The organism is Roseofilum halophilum BLCC-M91 (assembly GCF_030068445.1).
GTDB classification, from domain to species: Bacteria; Cyanobacteriota; Cyanobacteriia; order Cyanobacteriales; family Desertifilaceae; genus Roseofilum; species Roseofilum halophilum.
This window is the reverse complement of the sequence record NZ_JAQPOK010000084.1, coordinates 12,511-31,930: the sequence shown is the minus strand read 5'-3', so window position 1 is coordinate 31,930 and position 19,420 is coordinate 12,511. Positions and strand designations below refer to the sequence as shown.

The 19,420-nt window shown below is 47.1% G+C and carries 19 protein-coding genes and 1 CRISPR repeat array; of the genes, 12 read left to right on the top strand and 7 right to left on the bottom strand.

What is annotated here, in order from left to right; all coding sequences use genetic code 11:
* Positions 1 to 78: 78 nt before the first annotated feature.
* Positions 79 to 852 carry a peptidoglycan editing factor PgeF gene (gene pgeF / locus PJF56_RS10760; protein ID WP_283762673.1) on the top strand — a complete coding sequence of 258 codons (774 nt, stop codon included), beginning with the start codon at positions 79 to 81 and terminating at the stop codon, positions 850 to 852.
* Here pgeF and PJF56_RS10755 read toward each other — a convergent pair.
* The 4 genes from PJF56_RS10755 to pgl form a co-directional block, all read right to left on the bottom strand.
* Positions 838 to 1,269: an FHA domain-containing protein gene (locus PJF56_RS10755; protein WP_283762672.1), complete on the bottom strand. Its 432-nt coding sequence runs from the start codon at positions 1,267 to 1,269 to the stop codon at positions 838 to 840. The two genes, pgeF and PJF56_RS10755, sit on opposite strands and share 15 nt — an antisense overlap.
* Positions 1,270 to 1,515: 246 nt before the next feature.
* Entirely contained in the window at positions 1,516 to 1,923 is a 408-nt protein-coding gene (locus PJF56_RS10750) for an FHA domain-containing protein (RefSeq protein WP_283762671.1), read from the bottom strand.
* Between the two features lie 76 nt (positions 1,924 to 1,999).
* Positions 2,000 to 2,680, bottom strand: coding sequence for a double zinc ribbon and FHA domain-containing protein (locus PJF56_RS10745; RefSeq protein ID WP_283762670.1), 681 nt, complete (start codon positions 2,678 to 2,680; stop codon positions 2,000 to 2,002).
* A 55-nt stretch (positions 2,681 to 2,735) separates the two neighbouring features.
* Positions 2,736 to 3,461 (bottom strand): 6-phosphogluconolactonase, encoded by a 726-nt coding sequence (pgl, locus tag PJF56_RS10740; RefSeq protein WP_283762669.1) that lies wholly within the window; start codon positions 3,459 to 3,461, stop codon positions 2,736 to 2,738.
* Positions 3,462 to 3,486: 25 nt separating this feature from the next.
* Here pgl and PJF56_RS10735 point away from each other — a divergent pair, with 25 nt between their 5' ends.
* From PJF56_RS10735 to crtB, 6 genes are all read left to right on the top strand, one after another.
* Positions 3,487 to 4,140 (top strand): TIGR04282 family arsenosugar biosynthesis glycosyltransferase, encoded by a 654-nt coding sequence (locus PJF56_RS10735; RefSeq protein WP_283762668.1) that lies wholly within the window; start codon positions 3,487 to 3,489, stop codon positions 4,138 to 4,140.
* Between the two features lie 116 nt (positions 4,141 to 4,256).
* Entirely contained in the window at positions 4,257 to 4,946 is a 690-nt protein-coding gene (locus tag PJF56_RS10730) for an ATP-dependent Clp protease proteolytic subunit (protein WP_283762667.1), read from the top strand.
* 94 nt (positions 4,947 to 5,040) lie between these two features.
* The gene (locus tag PJF56_RS10725) at positions 5,041 to 5,637 is read left to right on the top strand and encodes an ATP-dependent Clp protease proteolytic subunit (RefSeq protein WP_283762666.1); all 597 of its coding nucleotides are present in this window, start codon (positions 5,041 to 5,043) and stop codon (positions 5,635 to 5,637) included.
* 104 nt (positions 5,638 to 5,741) lie between these two features.
* Complete coding sequence (locus PJF56_RS10720; RefSeq protein ID WP_283762665.1) at positions 5,742 to 6,356, top strand: DnaJ domain-containing protein; 615 nt, start codon at positions 5,742 to 5,744, stop codon at positions 6,354 to 6,356.
* Positions 6,357 to 6,651: 295 nt separating this feature from the next.
* Positions 6,652 to 7,057: a CRISPR direct-repeat array (repeat unit 37 nt; unit sequence GTTGAAATGCCCTTAAATCCCTATTAGGGATTGAAAC).
* A gap of 825 nt (positions 7,058 to 7,882) precedes the next feature.
* Positions 7,883 to 9,307, top strand: a complete 1,425-nt coding sequence (gene pds / locus PJF56_RS10715; protein WP_283762664.1) for a 15-cis-phytoene desaturase — start codon at positions 7,883 to 7,885, stop codon at positions 9,305 to 9,307.
* Between the two features lie 30 nt (positions 9,308 to 9,337).
* Complete coding sequence (gene crtB, locus PJF56_RS10710) at positions 9,338 to 10,261, top strand: 15-cis-phytoene synthase CrtB (protein ID WP_283762663.1); 924 nt, start codon at positions 9,338 to 9,340, stop codon at positions 10,259 to 10,261.
* A 137-nt stretch (positions 10,262 to 10,398) separates the two neighbouring features.
* Here the strand turns inward: crtB and PJF56_RS10705 are convergent, their stop codons facing one another.
* The gene (locus PJF56_RS10705; protein WP_283762662.1) at positions 10,399 to 11,229 is read right to left on the bottom strand and encodes a DUF4114 domain-containing protein; all 831 of its coding nucleotides are present in this window, start codon (positions 11,227 to 11,229) and stop codon (positions 10,399 to 10,401) included.
* Positions 11,230 to 11,612: 383 nt separating this feature from the next.
* Between PJF56_RS10705 and PJF56_RS10700 the strand changes: the two genes are divergently transcribed.
* From PJF56_RS10700 to PJF56_RS10685, 4 genes are all read left to right on the top strand, one after another.
* Complete coding sequence (locus tag PJF56_RS10700) at positions 11,613 to 13,088, top strand: CoA-acylating methylmalonate-semialdehyde dehydrogenase (protein WP_347179518.1); 1,476 nt, start codon at positions 11,613 to 11,615, stop codon at positions 13,086 to 13,088.
* Between the two features lie 81 nt (positions 13,089 to 13,169).
* Positions 13,170 to 14,654 (top strand): UDP-N-acetylmuramoyl-L-alanyl-D-glutamate--2,6-diaminopimelate ligase, encoded by a 1,485-nt coding sequence (locus tag PJF56_RS10695; protein ID WP_283762660.1) that lies wholly within the window; start codon positions 13,170 to 13,172, stop codon positions 14,652 to 14,654.
* Positions 14,655 to 14,880: 226 nt separating this feature from the next.
* A complete protein-coding gene (locus PJF56_RS10690; RefSeq protein ID WP_283762659.1) occupies positions 14,881 to 15,849 on the top strand; it encodes a hypothetical protein in 969 nt (322 codons plus the stop codon).
* Positions 15,842 to 16,738, top strand: coding sequence for a DNA-methyltransferase (locus PJF56_RS10685; RefSeq protein WP_283762658.1), 897 nt, complete (start codon positions 15,842 to 15,844; stop codon positions 16,736 to 16,738). The genes PJF56_RS10690 and PJF56_RS10685 overlap by 8 nt, the downstream gene beginning before the upstream one ends.
* 8 nt (positions 16,739 to 16,746) lie before the next feature.
* On the opposite strand, the gene PJF56_RS10680 is transcribed toward PJF56_RS10685, so the two are convergent.
* Entirely contained in the window at positions 16,747 to 17,250 is a 504-nt protein-coding gene (locus PJF56_RS10680) for an ureidoglycolate lyase (protein WP_283762657.1), read from the bottom strand.
* A 194-nt stretch (positions 17,251 to 17,444) separates the two neighbouring features.
* Here PJF56_RS10680 and PJF56_RS10675 point away from each other — a divergent pair, with 194 nt between their 5' ends.
* A complete protein-coding gene (locus PJF56_RS10675; RefSeq protein ID WP_283762656.1) occupies positions 17,445 to 18,707 on the top strand; it encodes a GTP cyclohydrolase II in 1,263 nt (420 codons plus the stop codon).
* A gap of 251 nt (positions 18,708 to 18,958) precedes the next feature.
* Here PJF56_RS10675 and PJF56_RS10670 read toward each other — a convergent pair whose 3' ends face one another.
* The gene (locus PJF56_RS10670) at positions 18,959 to 19,378 is read right to left on the bottom strand and encodes a peptidylprolyl isomerase (RefSeq protein WP_347178794.1); all 420 of its coding nucleotides are present in this window, start codon (positions 19,376 to 19,378) and stop codon (positions 18,959 to 18,961) included.
* Positions 19,379 to 19,420 lie beyond the last annotated feature (42 nt).

Genomic DNA, 19,420 nt, shown 5'->3' with positions numbered 1-19,420 from the left:
GCATAGAGTTTGTGATTGTGGTAAAATAGGATCGTAAAGCCGTCCTCAAAAGACGGGGTTTCAGACCCAAAATTTTTGATGAGTTCACTTTGGCATTGGCAGACGGCTCAGGGATTAACTTATTTGACCTGTAGCTTACTCGATCCTTGGAACCATGGTTTTTTTACCCGCCAGTTTGCGCCCCAAACGCCTGAATCTTTAGCGCTTCTTTTGGACGAGCAGGCCCAGGTGTATCGGGTGAAGCAAGTTCATGGTCAACGGGTTTTGACCCCTTTAGAAATAGAAGGGTTGGGGGTTGAGCGTCCAGAAGCCGATGGCCTGATATCGGAAAAGGCCCATGATGCAGTTTGGGTGTGTTCGGCTGATTGTGTGCCGGTGTTAATGGGAGATTTGGCAACCGGTCGAGTGGCAGCGCTCCATGCGGGTTGGCGAGGAACCGCAGCAGAGATTGTACCAGAGGCGATCGCCCGTTTCCAAGGCTTAGGTACTCGACTCGAAGATCTGCGGATTGCTCTTGGGCCGGCGATCGCCGGATCGCAGTATCAGGTAGCATTAGATGTAGCTCAACAGGTGGGGAAAACCCTGATCCAGGGCAAGACTCCCCCAGATTGGATGGAGCGTTTATCCGTGGGAGAAAATCCGGTCTTTTTGCCCGATTCCGAACCGGAGCGCATCCGCTTAGATGTGCGTCAGGTGAATCTCAGGCAACTGCAACAATTGGGAATTAGCGTAGAGCAAGTGGCGATCGCCCCCTATTGTACCTATCAAAACCCGGATCTCTTCTTTTCTTATCGCCGCGATCGACTCAAATCTGTCCAGTGGTCAGGAATCGTGAATTCAATAATCATTTGATTGGGCTTGAGGGCCATTGATAAACGTACTATGTTTTTGGGCTTCACTCGCTTCCCTTTGGGGTTTAGGATCGCCTTTTCTCACCAGTTTCGCCTTCGGATCGCTAACCCCTAAACGAATTCGCAATCTGGGGCCAGAATTTCCCAGACGGACGATCGTTTCATCCTTTACAATATCCTCTGTGACCAACTGTTGATTCGCAAATGTCCCGTTTGCACCAAATCCCTTAAGATTCCAACCCTCTTCACTTGGCCATAGCTCCGCGTGATGGCGGGAGACCACGGAACTATAAACTACAATGTCATTATCGTGAGAACGACCAATACGAATGGGTTCATCTCGATCCGGCTCAAACGTCCAACTATGCATAGCTATTGGTTGAGTCGGATGCATCAAAGATATCGTAATCGCTGGCATAAAATTATCCTGACGTAGTTTAAATTAAGCAAAACTATAGTCAACAATAGGCAAAATACGGGAACTCATTAAAATAATTATTATAACTCGACTCACCTGATTCAGGCGACCAACTTCTATTTCTTCAAAAAATAAATATAGAGTTTTTCTCTGGTAATCAGTAATCAGTAATTAAGTAGAATCTTAAACTTTTTCCCCTAAAAGTCTCGCTTTTCATGGATTTTAAATCTCGATAGAACCCAATCCCTAGGGATCGATCGCCGTGATGACTTTGCTATTAATCGGCTTAACCGGAATCTGGGGTTTATTCCTGGATGTGGGTTCTCCAGAGGAAGGAAGGGATTGATCCGCTTCAAAATCGGTTTTAATCTGAATCTTTGGGCCAGAGCGAGCGAGTCGGATCACGACTTCGCCAGTAATCGGCATTTGCTCAATTCGCTGACCCTCCAAATAAGTGCCATTGGTTCCCAGGTTCACCACATCCCAAGACTCTTCTCCTAGACGGAGTTCCACATGGTGACGGGAAACCACGGCACTATAGAGAACGACATGATTATCCGTAGAACGTCCGATCCGCACGACGGATTCTTGTTGGAATTCCCAATGCTGAATGGGGGTATCTTTAAGAGGATGTAATAAGGTTAGGGCGATCACATTAATAACACAGAAATAACGAAGAATAAGGGAAGAATTGTTTGGACTTTCTAGTTCAGGGAGAATCTAGAGATCGTCAGGTTTGGAATAAAAAAGTTACCAGATCATTTTTACCTAATGTAATGCGATCGCCCGCTTGTAATTGATGGCGATCGCCTGGACTCAAGGGGAGGTGATTAATATAGGTTCCATTAGAACTCCCCAGATCTTCTATATAATACTGACCCTCTTCGATACGAATGGCAGCATGAACCCGTGAGACCACATCCGAATGGGCAAATCCAGAAACGTCTATTTCTGGGGGCAGGCTATCGTTGGGTTTGCCGATGTTTAGCACCGGAAGATGGGTAGATAACTCGAAGCTCCGACCAGTAGAAACATGCACCAGGGAAGCGCTTAGTGATTGCAGTTCGGTTGAGCGATTGACTGACGATGGAGTTGAGACTTCTGAGGCTTCAGATTCTATTTCTGATGATTCTGATGATTCTGAGCTAGAACGGGTTATTGGCTCAGGAATCACTAGGGGATCGGGTTCGACTAAGACAGGAATTTCTACAGATTCTTCTTCTTCAGAAGCATCTGGATCGGGAGGCGCAGGGTTTAAGGGGGTTCCACACTGCCCACAAAAGGTGGCATCTTGTTGGACTGTAGCTCCACAGTTGAAACAGGTGGTCAGAGCAGGGAGGTCAGTATAACAGGCTTCGCAAACTTGAGCGCCGTCAGGATTTTGGTGAGTACAATTGGGACAAACAATCATAGGACAAATGGGAAGGCAAGAGGCAAAAGGCAATAGGGGAAAGATGGAATTAGACCTAACTTTTAAGCGATCCCCCTGCTGCTTCATCTAAGAGCCACCAAAGCTCTCCTTGAGGAGCAATTAAACGAGAGGGATATGCTTTGCTATCTCCTTCTGGAGCAAAGACTTGGGTTAAAGCATTGATTTTATTGGCTCCCGCGACGAGAAAGATGGCACAACGAGCGTGATTAATCAGGGGAACCGTAAAGGTGAGACGGGGTTGGCCATCTTTATTGCCGACAGTTACTAGGCGATCGCCGACTGCCAAGGCTTCAGTATGGGGAAACAAGGACGCGGTATGGCCATCATCGCCCATCCCTAACAAAATAATATCGAACGTGGGAAAATCTCCAGAGGAGCTGCCAAAAAACTGCCGTAATTGAGTCTCGTGGGTTTGGGCATCCTGTTGGGGGTCTTGCGCTCCGGTGGGCATGGGATGGATATGATCTGGAGGGATAGGAACCCGATCGAGCCAGGCTTGGCGAGCCATATTTTCGTTACTATCGGGATGATTAGACCGAACGTAGCGCTCGTCTCCCCAGAACACATGAATTTTGTCCCAAGGGAGATTTTCTTGGCTCAAGAACTCGTAGAGGGGTTTGGGGGTGCTGCCTCCAGCTAGGGCAATGGTACAGTAGCCTTGGCAGTCGGCGATCGCCGTTTCAATTTTTTCTTTGACTAAAGAAAGGGCGCGGCTGACAAGAGCGCCTTTATCTGGTAAAACTTCTACGATTCTAGTCATGTTCCCAATTACAACAAAGGTAAGTGTGAGCGATTGTCCTGAATTATCTTCCCAATTATCTAGCCCATGCCAACTCCTAGTTTTTACTCGATATCCAGAATTGGGCAGGGCTAAAACCCGCTTAATTCCTGCATTAGGGGTTCAGGGAGCAACTGAATTACACCGTCAACTGGCCGAATGGGCGATCGCCCAAGGACGGCAGCTACAAGATCGGCATAGAGAAGCCATACAGCTTGTGGTTTATTTTACAGGCTCAACAGCTCAGGCCATGCAGACCTGGTTAGGTGCTGATCTAGTTTATCGCAGTCAGGTACAAGGAGATCTAGGGGAAAAGCTCTACAGAGCCATCGATCGAGGGTTTGCCCAAGGAACAGAGCGCATCGTGGTGATTGGAACCGACTGCCCCAGTCTCACCCCACCTCTTTTAGCTCAAGCTTTTCATGCTTTAGCCTCCCACGATTTAGTCCTCGGGCCAGCCGCCGATGGGGGTTATTATTTAATTGGTCTATCCCACCCCATCCCTGAATTATTTCAAGACATTGATTGGGGAACCTCAGAAGTTTTTTCCCAAACTCTCAATATTGCCCATGCTCTAGAATTATCCTATTTTCTCTTACCCATTCTCTCCGACATTGACCGCCCCGAAGACTTGTATCAATTAAAAATTATGGGTAGATGAAGATGGGTTTCCTGAACTCTAAATCGTCCCCCCATCCCCCATTCCCAGCGCACAGCGCCGGATCGCGCTACCATAAGAAACATTAGCAAACACCCATTCAATAGCAATCCTAGTCTATGGATACACCGATTAAGGCCGTACAATCTCCCTACTACGGAGATGCCTATTATCGAACTCCCCCCCCCGATCTTGCCTCCTTACTCCTCAAGGAGCGCATCGTCTATTTAGGGATGCCCCTATTTTCCGACGATCAAGTCAAACAACAAGTCGGTGTTGACGTTACCGAACTGATTGTCGCTCAACTGTTGTATCTCCAGTTTGAAAGTCCGGAAAAACCCATCTACTTCTACATCAACTCCACCGGAACCTCTTGGTACGGAGGAGAAGCTGTTGGCTTTGAAACTGAGGCCTTCGCCATCTGCGATACCCTCAGTTACATTAAACCCCCCGTGCATACCATCTGCATTGGTCAAGCCATGGGAACCGCGTCCATGATCCTTTCGGCTGGAACCAAAGGCTGTCGCGCCAGCCTTGGCCATGCAACGATCATTCTTAACCAACCGCGCACGGGTACACAAGGACAAGCGACGGATATCCAAATCCGGGCGAAGGAAGTGCTGGATAATAAACAGACCATGCTTTCGATCTTGTCCCAGAATACGGGCCAATCTGTGGAAAAAATTTCCAAAGATACCGATCGCATGTTCTACCTCACTCCCGAAGAAGCCCAAGAATACGGGTTAATTGATAAAGTATTAGCCAGTACCAAGGATCTTCCCCAGCCCATGCCTGCCATGAGTTCCTAACTCTGGGCAATTACAGCCCTTGCCTCATAACATTACCCAGTGCTGTAACAGCTTGCCTTTTGTTTTGTTGTTCATTTTTTTCTGGTATTTTCCTATGCCTATCGGTGTTCCTAGTGTTCCCTATCGTCTCCCCGGAAGTCCTTACGAACGGTGGATTAATATTTACGATCGCCTCTATCAAGAGCGGATCATCTTTCTCGGTCGCGAAGTCACGGATAGTTTAGCCAACCAATTGGTAGCAGTGATGCTTTACCTAGACTCCGATGACCAGAATAAGCCCATTTATCTGTATATCAATTCTCCTGGTGGTTCGGTGACCGCAGGCATGGCTATTTACGACACCATGCAACATATTAAATCAGAAGTGATCACCATCTGTGTTGGATTAGCCGCTTCCATGGGAGCCTTTTTACTGGCTGCGGGCAGTCCGGGTAAACGGTTGGCCCTTCCCCATTCTCGGATTATGATTCACCAACCCCTTGGCGGTGTGGGGAGACGGCAAGCGACGGATATTCAAATTGAAGCTCAACAAATTCTGCGGACTCGCTCCCAGTTAAATGAGCTAATGGCTAAACACACCAATCAACCCTTAGAGAAAATCGAAAAGGATACAGACCGGGATTATTTCTTGTCTGCTGAAGAGGCGAAAGAGTATGGTCTGATCGATAAGGTGATTGTAGACCGGGTTTAGTTTAGTCAGGGATAACGCCCTCTCCCTAAATCCCTCTCCCAAGGGAGAGGGCGTTATCCACGAGTTAAGGGGATTAGGAGTGTTATCGCTGTTAATGTGTGGGGATGAATATTGCTTATTATTACCGAGTGTTGGGCTTAAAGCCGGGGGCCTCTTTTGCAGAGGTGAAGGCTTCCTATCGGCGCTTGGCACGGGTGTGTCACCCGGATGTGAATCCGGGAGATAGACGAGCTAAAGATAAATTTATTCAATTAACTCAAGCCTATGAAATTCTGTTAAAGGAGATTTCTGAGGTTACTGATACGGAATTGGGGTTTGAAGCGTTTTCTCATCCCCCTCCTGAACCAATGGTGACGGATACCCCTTCTCCTGCACCCCCTCCCCGGAAGGTGAAAATTCCGCCTTTGAGTCCCCAGGATCAACAGTTAAAACAAAGTTCCTATGAGCAACTGCGAGAGTTGTTAAAGAATAAGCGCTTTCCGAGGGCGATCGCCTTGGTGGAAGCTTTGCGCGATCGCCTGCCGTTCGATCCGGAAGTGCGCCAATGGCAAGCGATTACTTATCAGTCTCAAGGTCAACATTTACTCAAACACAATCAACTGGAAAAAGCCCAACTCTACCTACAAAAAGCCCGGCGCACCGACCCCCACAACCGCCGCTTGGGCCTGGAAATCGAACGCGATCTCAATCGTTTGGGTATCGAATCGACTCTGTACTGAGAGGGAATGGGGAATAGGGAATAGGTACTCATGCAAAAGGTAATGTCCTCACTCTCCCCTTTCTTTTTTTCCGACGCTGGGGGGGTGTGGAAAATGCCTTGAGCGCTCCAATCGCTCTATCCCTTATCTGGTCTCGGTTGTAGCCATTTTAGATCTTGAGACCGCGTCGGCCCATACAGGGCAAGGGTTTCAGCGATTTGGGGTTGTTTTTTCAGCAGCCTTCTGCTAAGATTAAGGGAGATCGTCGGAAATGTACCTGGAAAACTAAATACGGCAAGGGTCTCAGATGCCAGCAGTTGAAATGCCCTTAAATCCCTATTAGGGATTGAAACGATGGTGATCACGCGGTAGATAAGTGGGACGGCTGGGTTGAAATGCCCTTAAATCCCTATTAGGGATTGAAACCGGAATTCGAGTATCGTCCCCGATCTCTCCCCGCTAGTTGAAATGCCCTTAAATCCCTATTAGGGATTGAAACTCAAACAAATTAACGACAATAAATTATGCAATCTTGCGTTGAAATGCCCTTAAATCCCTATTAGGGATTGAAACTCCGAATTAAATCTAGAGTGATGAAAAATTAAAGTTGGTTGAAATGCCCTTAAATCCCTATTAGGGATTGAAACTGAAAGCCGACGACATCGCTATCGTTACCAGATGTAGCGTTGAAATGCCCTTAAATCCCTATTAGGGATTGAAACAAGTATCCCTCGGAATCAATTACCAATCACCAATCACCAATCACCAATCACCAATCACCAATTACCCATTACCAATTACCCATTACCCATTACCCATTACCCATCCTTCTTGAGAATTGAGTTAACTTGCCAAAAGACACTTTAGAGGCGAAATCAGCCAAGAATATTGACAAAATAATGTCCAACCTTTACCCATAGATATCAAGGCTCTCCAGAACAAAGGCGTGGTTAAAACTTTAGGATTGTGAGTCCAGAAAACACCAGTTAAATACATAAGATCGGCCGCAACTCCAGATGAAGTGGTGAATAAACAATCATGGGTCGGAAAAACGATCGCTTGAAGCAAGCAGCGTGTGAACCTTCCCTATGATTTCCACCATAGGAAAACTCTGGAACTCGATCCATCTCGGTTGTGCTAGTCCCTAAACTGCACAGAGATTGTAGGAGAACTATCCCTCGTCCCTAATGCATCAGACTAGAGAAACTTAAAAAATGGCCCAAAGGTTCCTGCGACTCCACAAGGTGGAACGCTCTGACTTCAAACATCGGTAATTAGAAAAAGATAAAAGACTTAGAGGAGACACCTGGGCAACTGGCAACTTTGCTTACCGGTTGTTTCGGATCTCCGCAGTCTGTAGAGCCAACATTGTTGTTTCTCTACTATTAAGAAATGTATCACACCTTCAATCCATTGGCAAGGGAGATTTCCGGCGATCGCCATTTCGGATATTTCTCCATTTTTGGCAATCTTCGATCGAAATGTGAGAACTCTGGGCCAACTATAGTAGAATAATAAGAAATGTTACAGAGCGAAAAAGGAACTAAATGCGAGTTGCGATCGCTGGAGCTGGATTAGCAGGACTCTCCTGCGCCAAATACCTCACCGATGCGGGGCACACCCCCATCATCCTAGAGCGTCGGGATGTCCTAGGGGGCAAAGTAGCTGCCTGGAAAGACGAAGACGGAGACTGGTACGAAACCGGATTGCACATCTTTTTTGGGGCCTATCCCAATATGCTGCAATTATTCAAAGAGTTGGATATCGAAGACCGGCTGCAATGGAAACAGCACTCGATGATCTTTAACCAGCCGGAAAAGCCCGGAACTTACTCCCGGTTTGACTTTCCTAACCTGCCCGCCCCCATCAATGGCCTGATTGCCATTCTCCGCAACAATGACATGCTCACCTGGAGCGAAAAAATCCAGTTTGGTATCGGACTGATTCCAGCTATCCTCAAGGGACAGAGCTACGTGGAGGAAATGGATCAATATTCCTTTAGCGAATGGCTCAAAAAACAGAACGTCCCCCCTCGCATCGAAACCGAAGTGTTCATCGCTATGTCCAAAGCGTTGAACTTCATTAACCCGGATGAAATCTCCGCTACGATTATCCTCACGGCTCTGAATCGATTTCTCCAGGAGAAAAACGGCTCGAAAATGGCCTTTCTCGATGGCTCGCCCACAGAACGACTCTGCCAGCCTTTAGTCGATTATATTGGCGATCGCGGCGGCCAAGTGCGACTCAACGCCCCCGTCAAACAATTTCTACTTCAAGACGACTACAGCGTAGGCGGCTTCTTATTGCGGGGAATGGATGGCCAACCCGATGAAGTCCTCAACGCTGATATCTACGTTTCCGCCATGCCCGTAGACCCCCTGAAAACCATCCTGCCCCAACCTTGGCGAGCCATGCCCTACTTCCAGCAACTGCAAGGTTTAGAAGGAGTTCCCGTCATCAACCTGCATCTGTGGTTTGACCGCAAACTCACCGACATCGACCACCTGCTCTTCTCCCGCTCTCCCCTCCTGAGCGTTTATGCGGACATGAGCAACACCTGCAAAGAGTATGCTAACAGCGATCGCTCCATGCTGGAATTGGTGCTTGCACCGGCTAAAGACTGGATCTCCAAATCCGATGAAGACATCATCGCAGCCACCTTAGCCGAACTCAAAACCCTCTTTCCTCAACACTTTACTGGCGACAACCCCACCCAACTGCTCAAATACCACGTCGTCAAAACCCCCCGCTCCGTCTACAAAGCCACCCCCGGACGGCAAAACCACCGCCCGTCCCAGGAAACCCCCATTCCCAACTTCTATCTCACCGGAGATTACACCATGCAACGCTACCTAGCCAGCATGGAAGGAGCCGTCTTATCCGGGAAATTAACCGCCCAAGCTATTGTCAGAAGTCAGGAATTGGGGGAAACTCCAATAAAGTCCCCGGCTAAATCTGAGTCCGCACTCTAAGTCCCCCACCGCCGAATCTCTCTGTAACCCATGCTGCAATTACCGAAGCCTGCTCGCATGAGACCGCTTGTCTCCCTAGAAAAATCCTATGAACTCTGTCGTCAAATTACGGCAACCTATGCTAAGACCTTCTACTTAGGAACCCTGTTAATGCCAGAAGCCAAGCGCCGGGCCATTTGGGCCATATATGCTTGGTGTCGGCACACCGATGAATTGGTCGATGGCAAGGAAAGTGAAATCACCACCCCAGAAACCCTTGACCATTGGGAAGAGCGCCTAGAAGAAGTGTTTGATGGCGATGCCCTGACCGATGAAGAAGTGGCCCTAGTCGATACCCTGGAACGGTTTTCCCTAGATATTCAGCCCTTCCGCGATATGATTGCCGGGCAACGGATGGATTTATTCCAGAGTCGGTATCAAACGTTTGATGATTTGTATTTATACTGTTACCGAGTCGCGGGGACAGTCGGGTTAATGTCTACATCTGTGATGGGCGTAGATGAGTCTGGTTCTATTGCACCTTGGCATAATCAGCCCTATGTGCCCATCGAAGAGGCTGTAGCTCTGGGTATTGCTAATCAGTTAACCAATATTCTCCGGGATGTGGGGGAAGATATTGGGCGGGGTAGAATTTATTTGCCTTTGGAAGAGTTAGCCCTGTTTGACTATACGGAAGAGGATTTACTCAATAGGGTGATTGATGACCGTTGGCGGCAGTTTATGCGCTTCCAAATTCAACGAGCGCGGAAGTTTTATAAACAAGCAGAAGGGGGTGTACGCTATCTGATTCGGGATGCTCGATGGCCGGTTTGGTCAGCCCTGATGCTCTATCAACAGATTTTAGGGGCAATTGAACGCAATGATTATGATGTGTTTACGAAGCGTGCCTATGTGTCTTTGCCGAAGAAACTGGTGAGTTTGCCGGTGGCGTATATGCGATCGCAAATTTTCTGATCGAGATTGATATAGGGGCGAAAAATATTTCGCCCCTACTGCTAGATCTGTATTAAAAAAAGCTGTAGGGGCGAACGGCCGTTCGCCCCTACATTATGTCTATTTCTGTCTATTTACGTCTGGGAAAACTCTAAGAACTAAGAGCGAGAACGACGACGACGAACAGACCAGAAACTCGCACCTAAAACACCCAAGCCAAGCAGCATAGAAGGTTCGGGAACATCAGCCGGTTCAATCGATTCCATCATCACGACTAAATCATTAAAGTCAGAGTCGGAACTTCCTCCACGGAAGAGATCTTCAAAGGCAATGATGAATTCATTATCCGTAAATGTTCCTGCTGCTCTTCCTGGCAACTCCATGACTGTTTCATCATCACCCTGATACACAACGGCTTGCTGATAACCGCCGTCATTTTTGCTGCTTTGAGAATAGAAGGTTTCGCCATTCTTGTTGGTTAGGTAGAAACCGAATTCGTTACCAAAGTCTTCAAACATATTCCATACAGGAGCATTGATCGGGCCGGGTTCCAACTGCTGAGTGGTGCGACTCACTTTGCCTCCACTGAGGAAATTGACAGTCACTGAATCACCCGCATCATTTATTCCACCAAACAAGTCAATCTTAGAACCTGACTTGTTGTAAATCCCGAACTCGTTGTGAGGGGCAAAACCAGCAACTTCAAACATGAAAGTGCCGGTAGCATTTCCAGTAGCCGTGTTGGTAAACCATTCGTAGCCAGTTTGGTCAGCAACAGCGTCAATCCCACCACTTACGGTCTGACTATCAAAGTGGTTTTGTAGAGAACAGGATTCTGGTCCAACTCCACCTAGACAGTTGGTATCCCAAGATGTACCGAAATCTAGAGCTTGGGCACTACCACCAGTTAACCCAGATAAACCCAGGGTGATTGCGGTTAGTGCAGTGGCAGAGAATAGGCGTTGGGGGAATAAATTTAGATAGTTCATTAGGATTCTCCTGAAATTAAATAACAGTAGTTTGAGTAAAAGATCGTAGAAGCGTTCAATACGGAAGGGGATTTTACGGAATCGCCTCAGAGCGATCGCTATTTCCTTTTCTCGTTGACAATTCCTATCATAGACAATCCCCCGAAAGATCGCCTAGGGTTTTTCGTGGAATTCACGGAAACTTTAAATTAGAGGGCACAAATTTAAAGATTGTGTGAAGTTGACCCCCTAGATTCCGAAAATAGCTCCTTATTTTCACAGACATTGAAGAAATGTAACGGTTTATCAGGAGTCAAATTATAATTTCTCTGGAGATTTTGCGTAAAATTCTATAATTGAGTCGAAGAATGGGAAGCTAAACCGTAAGAAGGGGAGGGATGAGTATGGGGACTGGGACTCTGCACAACTATATCAATGGAGAGTGGCGGGTTTCTGGAGCAACGGAATCGATGCCAGTGATGAATCCAGCGACAGGCCAGGTTTTGAGCCAAGTTCCCGTTTCTCCAGCCACTGAGGTGGATCTCGCAGCCACAGCCGCGAGTATAGCGCAACAGGATTGGCGCAGGGTTCCCCCTCAAGAGAGAATTCAGTATTTGTTTAAGCTCAAAAGTTTGCTAGAGCGGGACTTTGAGAGTCTCGCTCAGACGATTACGATTGAGTGCGGTAAAACGTTGAAGGAGTCTCAAGGGGAGTTACAGCGAGGGATTGAGAATGTGGAAGTGGCTTGTGGAATTCCGACTCTGATGCAAGGCACTAACCTGGAAGATATTGCCCAAGGGATTGATGAAATCATGATTCGCCAACCGTTGGGAGTCGCCGCAGTCATAGCGCCGTTTAATTTTCCGGCGATGATTCCCTTTTGGTTTATGCCCTATGCTCTGGCTTGTGGCAATACTTATATAGTTAAGCCTTCGGAGAAAGTGCCCCTGACGATGGAGAAGGTGTTTCATCTGTTAGCAGAAACGGGTTTGCCGAAGGGGGTGGTGAATTTAGTCCATGGGGCGAAGGAGACGGTGGACGCGATTTTAGATCATCCCCTGATTCGGGCGATTAGTTTTGTGGGTTCGAGTCCGGTGGCTCGCTATATCTATAGTCGAGCAGCAGAGCAGGGGAAGCGGGTGCAGTGTCAGGGGGGAGCGAAAAATCCGATTATTGTGCTGCCGGATGCGGATTTGGAGATGACGACGAGAATTGTGGCTGATAGTGCGTTTGGCTGTGCGGGACAGCGCTGTTTGGCGGCTTCGATCGCCCTCACTGTAGGTTCGGTGCGAGATGATTTTCGGGAGGCGATCGCCACTACTGCCACGGAGCGCAAGGTGGGGTTTGGTCTGGATGAGGGCATTCAGATGGGGCCAGTGATTACTCAATCTAGTCAACAGAGAATTCACGGATTAATTGAGCAAGGAACCCAAGAAGGCGCTCAATTGCTGGTGGATGGCAGAAATCGGAACATTCCCGGTTACGAGAATGGTTACTTTGTGCGACCGACGATTTTAGATGGGGTACAGGCTGAGAGTGCGATCGCCACCACAGAGATTTTCGGCCCGGTTCTTGGTTTAATGCATGTCAACAGCTTAGAAGAGGCGATCGCCCTCATCAACCAAAGTCCCTGGGGTAACATGGCCTGTTTATTTACCAGCAGTGGCGCAGCCGCCCGTAAATTCCGCTATGAAGTTGAAGCCGGAAATATCGGCATTAACATCGGTGTAGCTGCTCCCATGGCCTTTTTTCCCTTCAGTGGTTGGAAAGAAAGCTTTTTTGGGGATTTACACGGTCAAGGCCGTCATGCCGTCGAATTTTTTACCCAAACCAAGGTCGTAATTGAGCGCTGGCCCAAAACTTGGTCGCGGCAGTTTTGAACCAATTCTGATACAAATACTATAGTAACTAACAATTCCCGTGCAAATGCCAAAGGATATTTCTGTGAGGAGGGCTGACAGATGAAATTACGCGAGTTGCTCCCTAACGTGAGTGAATTAGGGGAAGTCTCTACACACCCGGCTTTAGACCTGGATGTAAAAGGACTAAGCACGAATTCCCACTCTTGTCAAGCTGGAGATCTGTTTATCGGAATGCCCGGAACCCGTGTGGATGGGGGAGAGTTTTGGCCGAGTGCTGTGGCTGCGGGGGCGATCGCGGCGATCGTCTCGGAATCCGCCCTCAGTAAGCATCCTCCTGGAGACGCTTGTGTGATTTCCGGTCTAGATATGGCCAAGATTTGCGGGGAAGTAGCCGCCGCCTTCTATAACCATCCTGGCCAGACCTTAAAGCTGGTGGGCGTAACGGGAACCAACGGCAAAACCACCACCACCCATTTAATTGAAGCCTTTTTAACCCACGGACAAAAGCCGACGGCTCTCCTGGGAACCCTCTACGCCAAATGGCCGGGATATCACCAAACGGCAGTTAATACCACCCCCTTTGCCGTCACCTTACAACAACAGCTCTCCCAAGCAGTCGCTGCCGGATGTGAATATGGAGTAATGGAAGTCAGCTCCCATTCTTTAGAGCAAAAACGGGTTTGGGGCTGTCCCTTTCAAGTGTCTGTTTTTACGAACTTAACCCAAGACCATTTGGACTATCACCCCAGCATGGAAGATTATTTTGAAGCCAAAGCCCTGCTGTTTAGTCCAGATTACTTAAAAGGAAAAGCGATTATTAATGCTGACGATCCCTACGGCAAGCGGTTAATTGAGCGTTTACCCCAGGAACAGGTTTGGAGCTATAGCCTTAATGATCCTTCCGCGTCTCTGTGGACAAGCGATCTAGAATATCAGCCCAAAGGCGTGAAAGGAATCTTACATACCCCCCAAGGGGAGATGGCCTTCGAGTCGCCCTTAGTGGGTCAATTTAATGTCTCCAATCTATTGGCAGCCATTGGCGCTGGCTTACATCTGGGCATTTCCTTAGAAACGATGGTATCGAGTTTACCTGACTTCTTGGGCGTGCCGGGACGGATGGAGCGCGTGAGCGTGAAACCGGATCAGGAGATTACGGTGATTGTAGACTATGCCCATACCCCCGATAGCCTAGAAAATTTACTGAAGGCTTCTCGTCCCTTTATTCCAGGGCGGATGATTTGCGTGTTTGGTTGTGGAGGCGATCGCGATCGCACCAAACGCCCCATCATGGGTAAAATTGCCGCCGAATTAGCCGATGTGCCGGTGGTGACTTCCGATAATCCGCGCACGGAAAATCCGGAGCAAATCCTTGAGGATATTATGGCCGGAATTCCTGAATCTGCCAAACCCATTGTCATGGGCGATCGGGCCCAAGCCATCCGTCAGGCTATCCTGGAAGCCAAACCGGGTGATGGGGTTTTAATCGCTGGTAAAGGTCACGAAGATTATCAAATTTTAGGCACAGAAAAGATTCACTTCGATGACCGAGAACAGGCGAGGTTAGCTCTACAGGAGCGATCATAACCGAACAAGACGGTTGAGCAACAGTTCAAAGACAAGCCAATCCTCCTAGGGTGGGCAGGAGGAGTCCGCTATTGATTCACCTTCGACCACTTTAAGCCGTGCCTTACCTACTGCTGTAAGTATCGGCGAAGGGAAACTGGGGAATGAGGGTCAAGAGATTAGCGCAACCTTTAAATGATATTAAATATTAACTGCCCTCTCCCCTTCCCAAAATCAAGGATTACAAATGAACGAATTGATTGTTCACCAAGTTAATATTACCCACTATCGTTTAGTAGAACTTGCCAACCTTGCTGACCAAGCCAAACCATTTTATGACTGGGTAGAAAGAACGGCAAAACGATTAACTGGATCGCATAAAGATTTAAATCAAATCCTCATGTCTGTCAGTAAAAGTGAGCTAATTTCTATTATTGATGCCTGCTATCATGAAAGAGAAGAGAAACGGCCTTTACTCTTTGACGGTATTGGTAGAGTTTATCCCCATAACAAAGCCTGTTTCTATTTCTTTGCATGGATAATTCGGGATGCTCCTCAACAAAGATTAGCCCCTCTGATTACACGCATGAGAAAACTAAAAAAAATCAAAAAGATAGCGGCAGAAACTGATACTTTGGCGGAGTTGATTGTTGAATACCGATCGTGGGTTCAGAGTTTTAGCTGGTTAACAGTACGAGAAGTTATTATTGATCGTCTAGAAGGGTCTCGACGTAGCATTAAAGGACATTATCTTGAGGCGAGTGCGCGAACTGCTATCATTACAGCATTTCAGAATCATTATGCTATTCATGGCAATTATGGAAAATATAAGAAAATCATCATTGCTGACAAGCAAATTAAAATCAATCAACATACAATTGATGTTTCTGTAGAACTTATTCCTTCAGATGGTAGCCCTAAAAAAATTATCTTAATGCCAATTAAAACGCGAGAAACTGAAGGAGGAGGTCATTCCCATCTGTTCACTAGGGATATCATGGCTTCGATTGGAGAACTTAAGGATGATCCACAAAGCTATTATATAATAGTAGTTATTGTTGCCCTGAATTGGTCTATCTCTGAACTGGGTAATATGCAAAACAAAATTGATAAGCTATTCCACTTTAATATGAATCCCAATCAATTCTTGGGCTTTGATGACTGTTCCCAAATTGAATTGAATAAGTATATTCAAGATATTTTAAGTTATGGATAATCTGGATGAAATAATCAACAAAATTCTCCTGGGGGATATTCGTTCTGTGGTTGATAAAATACCCAATAATATCCTGCAAGCCGTTATAACTAGTCCGCCTTATTTCGGACATAGAAAATATAGTGATAGCTTGGACAATAAACATGAAATTGGCAGAGAAAATAGCGTCGAATTATATATTGAAAATCTTGTTTCCTGCTTTAAATTGATTCAACCTAAACTCCGTGAAGATGGACTGTTATGGTTGAATCTAGGGGACACTTACAGAAATAAAGAACTTCAAGGAATTCCTTGGCGCATGGCCTTTGCTCTTAAAGATACTGGTTGGATTCTTAGAAGTGATATTATATGGAAAAAGCCTAACGCGATGCCTTCTTCAGTGAAGAATAGACCCACAACGGATCATGAATATATTTTTTTATTTGCCAAATCAAGCAATTATTACTACAATGCAGACGCGATTAGAGAGCCGCATGTTACTTTTACGGAAAAGTCCAAAATGAAAGGAGGAAGAAATCATTTAGGAAAACGGAATGGGACACCAGAAAAAGGAAAAAATTCAGGTCATCAAAACTTACACAATGGTCGATGGGATCAGGCTTTTCATCCTAAAGGGAGAAATAAAAGGACAGTTTGGGAAATTCCGTTAGGAAAATTTAGGGATGCCCATTTTGCAGTTTATCCTGAAGCTTTGGTTGAAACTTGCCTTTTGGCTTCAACTCGGAAAGGAGATATTGTTTTTGATCCGTTTACGGGTTCAGGAACAACGGGCGTTGTAGCGCTCAAGAACCAGAGAAAATTTATTGGCTGTGAAATAGTCAAGCAATATCAAGAAATGGCGCAACATAGAATCGATAATTTGGTGGTTCAACCCAGCCTTTTTGAATGAATTATGGATTAGGATCGGCGATCGCTGATTTCAAACTCTAGACCATAGGTTAAACCCAGATTACAGGTTTGATGGTCGGTAATATTGGTATCGCTTAATTCTAGGTTATAAAAATCTACGAAATCGTGGTCAATATGGGGCCCAGCGTGCCAGGTTCCCAGGTGGAGTTTAACGAAGCAATTACCGGGAATATGAAAGGCGCGGATCTGCTCTGGGTCGGGTTTTGAGTTCTCGCTCGGAGGTGCAACGCCTAAAAACCAATCTTTACCTTCAAGAGATCCCAGGCATTGAGTACAGTTTTGATGACGGGTAATGGCGGCAAATTTGCGCCCGTTTTGGTGCAAGCGCATGATGTAAAATCGGGGTGTTCCGCGATCGAGGATCAGTTGGGCATCCTGGGAATCATAGGGTTTGCCATCGTCGGTTGCCCAGATGACTTGACCGTAAGGGGCAAAGGTTTCTGGGGCGATCCAAGGTGCGGGAAGGGGTTGCAGTTTGAGGGGTTCGGTCATTGCAAAAGGGAATAGGGAAATGGCAGGATATTAGCCGGTCAAGACAACTGTTGTTCTATCAGTTTAAGCGTCTGGGGAATGCGATCGCGCCAGGGATGGGTCGCATTATCGGCGGACAAGTTTCGATCCCACTCTCAAAAATCGTGACACAATACAGTATACAACTGTCAATTGTCCACTCTCCCCTGGTCTCTATGGCTGATTCAACCCGTCGTAAGTCTAAACCCATTGTCCTCACGTCCCATCCTCGCAGCAGTGGGGCAAAACCGATCGCCATTGATTGGGGAAATGCCGATCCCATCGTTAGGGGGCCGGTAATTGCCACGTTAACTAATCCAGCGCACCGGAATGTGATCGGAACTCATTCGGGTTCCTATGCCATTTATCGGGCCCTAGCGGTAGCTCGTCGAGCGCTGAACCCGGAACATCGAGCAGATTTAACCAATACTGCCCCCGTGGCTGATATTGGCCCCCATCCCAGTTGGAGCGATCCGGATAAGATTGTTTCTCTAGACCCCTTTGGCGCTCGTGTGGGTGAAATTTATACCCAATTTTATGAACAGGGAGTTGATATTCGCCCGACGATCGCCATTACCCAAGCCCATATTAATATGCCTGAACTTCAGGAAGCTGTAAATCAGGGACGGTTGCAAGCTGATGGCAAGATTCTCAAGGAAGGTGGGGATTTAGTCGTTGTCAAAGCGGCGATCGAGCCGGTGTGGTATTTACCGGGAATTGCCAAACGGATTGGAGTCGAGGAAATGGATCTGCGTCAGGCCCTGTTTGAGCAGACAGGGGGCATGTTTCCAGAGTTGGTGACCCGCCCGGATTTGGTGTTATATTTACCCCCCATTGGCGGAATGACGGTGTATTTAATTGGCGATTTAAGGGCGATTTCAGATGGCGATCGCGCGATCGCCGTGCGCGTCCATGATGAGTGTAACGGTTCCGATGTCTTTGGCTCTGACATTTGCACCTGTCGCCCCTATCTTGCCCATGGCATCGAGGTCTGTATTCGCACCGCCCAGGAAGGAGGTCTAGGAGTCATTGTTTACTTCCGCAAGGAAGGTCGCGCCCTCGGTGAAGTTACGAAGTTTCTGGTCTATAATGCTCGCAAACGTCAAGAAGGCGGCGATCGGGCCAAAGCCTATTTTGAGCGTACCGAATGTGTTGCCGGAGTTCAAGATATGCGCTTTCAGGAATTTATGCCCGATGTCCTACACTGGCTAGGCTTAACCCGCATTGACCGATTAGTATCCATGAGTAACCTGAAATATGATGCCATTACCAATTCTGGCATTGAAGTTATCGAGCGGGTTCCCATCCCTCCCGAATTAATTCCCAAAGATGCCCAAGTGGAGATTACAGCCAAACGAGCAGCCGGATATTATGCACCAGAAGAAGTTCCGGATGTAGAGATGCTAGAGCAAACATTAGGTCGCGGTTTAGAGGGATAATTTTGGAGATAGGAAAATGGGGCGATAGACAATTAATTACCTATTATCTATCGCTAGTCTAAATGAGTTGTGCAACGGGAAATGCCCTCTCCCTATATCCCTCTCCCAAGGGAGAGGGACTGTTTTCCCTCTTCTCCCTTCGACTTCGCTCAGGGCAGCGCCCGCGGGAGAAGGGGGTAGGGGGATGAGGGGCAGCCATTACATAACTCATTTAGGTTTGCTGTATTACCTACTTACCCATTACCCATTCCCTACTCTTCGATTTTCACCGAAATAATCTTATCTCCCTTACGAATAGCATTCACCACATCCATATCTTGGGTTTGACCAAATGTGGTATGCACACCATCTAAATGGGGTTGAGGAGCATGGCAAATAAAAAACTGACTGCCTCCAGTATCCCGACCTGCGTGGGCCATAGATAGGGTTCCAGCTACATGCTTATTATCATTAATTTCGCACTTAATTTTGTACCCTGGGCCGCCGGTTCCTGTGCCTAGGGGACAGCCTCCTTGAATCATAAAGTTATCAATAACCCGATGGAAAGTCAGTCCATCATAAAATCCTTTCTGGGATAATTCCACAAAGTTTTTTACTGTATTGGGAGCATCTTGATCGAACAATTCTAAGTTAATCGTCCCTTTTTCTGTTTCCATAATGGCGCGGGTCATAGCTTCTCCTTGAGGCGAATTAGACAACCTTTTCACCCTATC

Excerpts from the sequence above, each read along its gene's own strand:
- pgeF (WP_283762673.1), top strand. The coding sequence starts at position 79 with ATGAGTTCACTTTGGCATTGGCAGACGGCTCAGGGATTAACTTATTTG.
- PJF56_RS10755 (WP_283762672.1), bottom strand. The coding sequence starts at position 1,269 with ATGCCAGCGATTACGATATCTTTGATGCATCCGACTCAACCAATAGCT.
- PJF56_RS10745 (WP_283762670.1), bottom strand. The coding sequence starts at position 2,680 with ATGATTGTTTGTCCCAATTGTACTCACCAAAATCCTGACGGCGCTCAA.
- pgl (WP_283762669.1), bottom strand. The coding sequence starts at position 3,461 with ATGACTAGAATCGTAGAAGTTTTACCAGATAAAGGCGCTCTTGTCAGC.
- PJF56_RS10730 (WP_283762667.1), top strand. The coding sequence starts at position 4,257 with ATGGATACACCGATTAAGGCCGTACAATCTCCCTACTACGGAGATGCC.
- PJF56_RS10725 (WP_283762666.1), top strand. The coding sequence starts at position 5,041 with ATGCCTATCGGTGTTCCTAGTGTTCCCTATCGTCTCCCCGGAAGTCCT.
- PJF56_RS10720 (WP_283762665.1), top strand. The coding sequence starts at position 5,742 with ATGAATATTGCTTATTATTACCGAGTGTTGGGCTTAAAGCCGGGGGCC.
- pds (WP_283762664.1), top strand. The coding sequence starts at position 7,883 with ATGCGAGTTGCGATCGCTGGAGCTGGATTAGCAGGACTCTCCTGCGCC.
- crtB (WP_283762663.1), top strand. The coding sequence starts at position 9,338 with ATGCTGCAATTACCGAAGCCTGCTCGCATGAGACCGCTTGTCTCCCTA.
- PJF56_RS10705 (WP_283762662.1), bottom strand. The coding sequence starts at position 11,229 with ATGAACTATCTAAATTTATTCCCCCAACGCCTATTCTCTGCCACTGCA.
- PJF56_RS10700 (WP_347179518.1), top strand. The coding sequence starts at position 11,613 with ATGGGGACTGGGACTCTGCACAACTATATCAATGGAGAGTGGCGGGTT.
- PJF56_RS10695 (WP_283762660.1), top strand. The coding sequence starts at position 13,170 with ATGAAATTACGCGAGTTGCTCCCTAACGTGAGTGAATTAGGGGAAGTC.
- PJF56_RS10690 (WP_283762659.1), top strand. The coding sequence starts at position 14,881 with ATGAACGAATTGATTGTTCACCAAGTTAATATTACCCACTATCGTTTA.
- PJF56_RS10685 (WP_283762658.1), top strand. The coding sequence starts at position 15,842 with ATGGATAATCTGGATGAAATAATCAACAAAATTCTCCTGGGGGATATT.
- PJF56_RS10680 (WP_283762657.1), bottom strand. The coding sequence starts at position 17,250 with ATGACCGAACCCCTCAAACTGCAACCCCTTCCCGCACCTTGGATCGCC.
- PJF56_RS10675 (WP_283762656.1), top strand. The coding sequence starts at position 17,445 with ATGGCTGATTCAACCCGTCGTAAGTCTAAACCCATTGTCCTCACGTCC.
- PJF56_RS10670 (WP_347178794.1), bottom strand. The coding sequence starts at position 19,378 with ATGACCCGCGCCATTATGGAAACAGAAAAAGGGACGATTAACTTAGAA.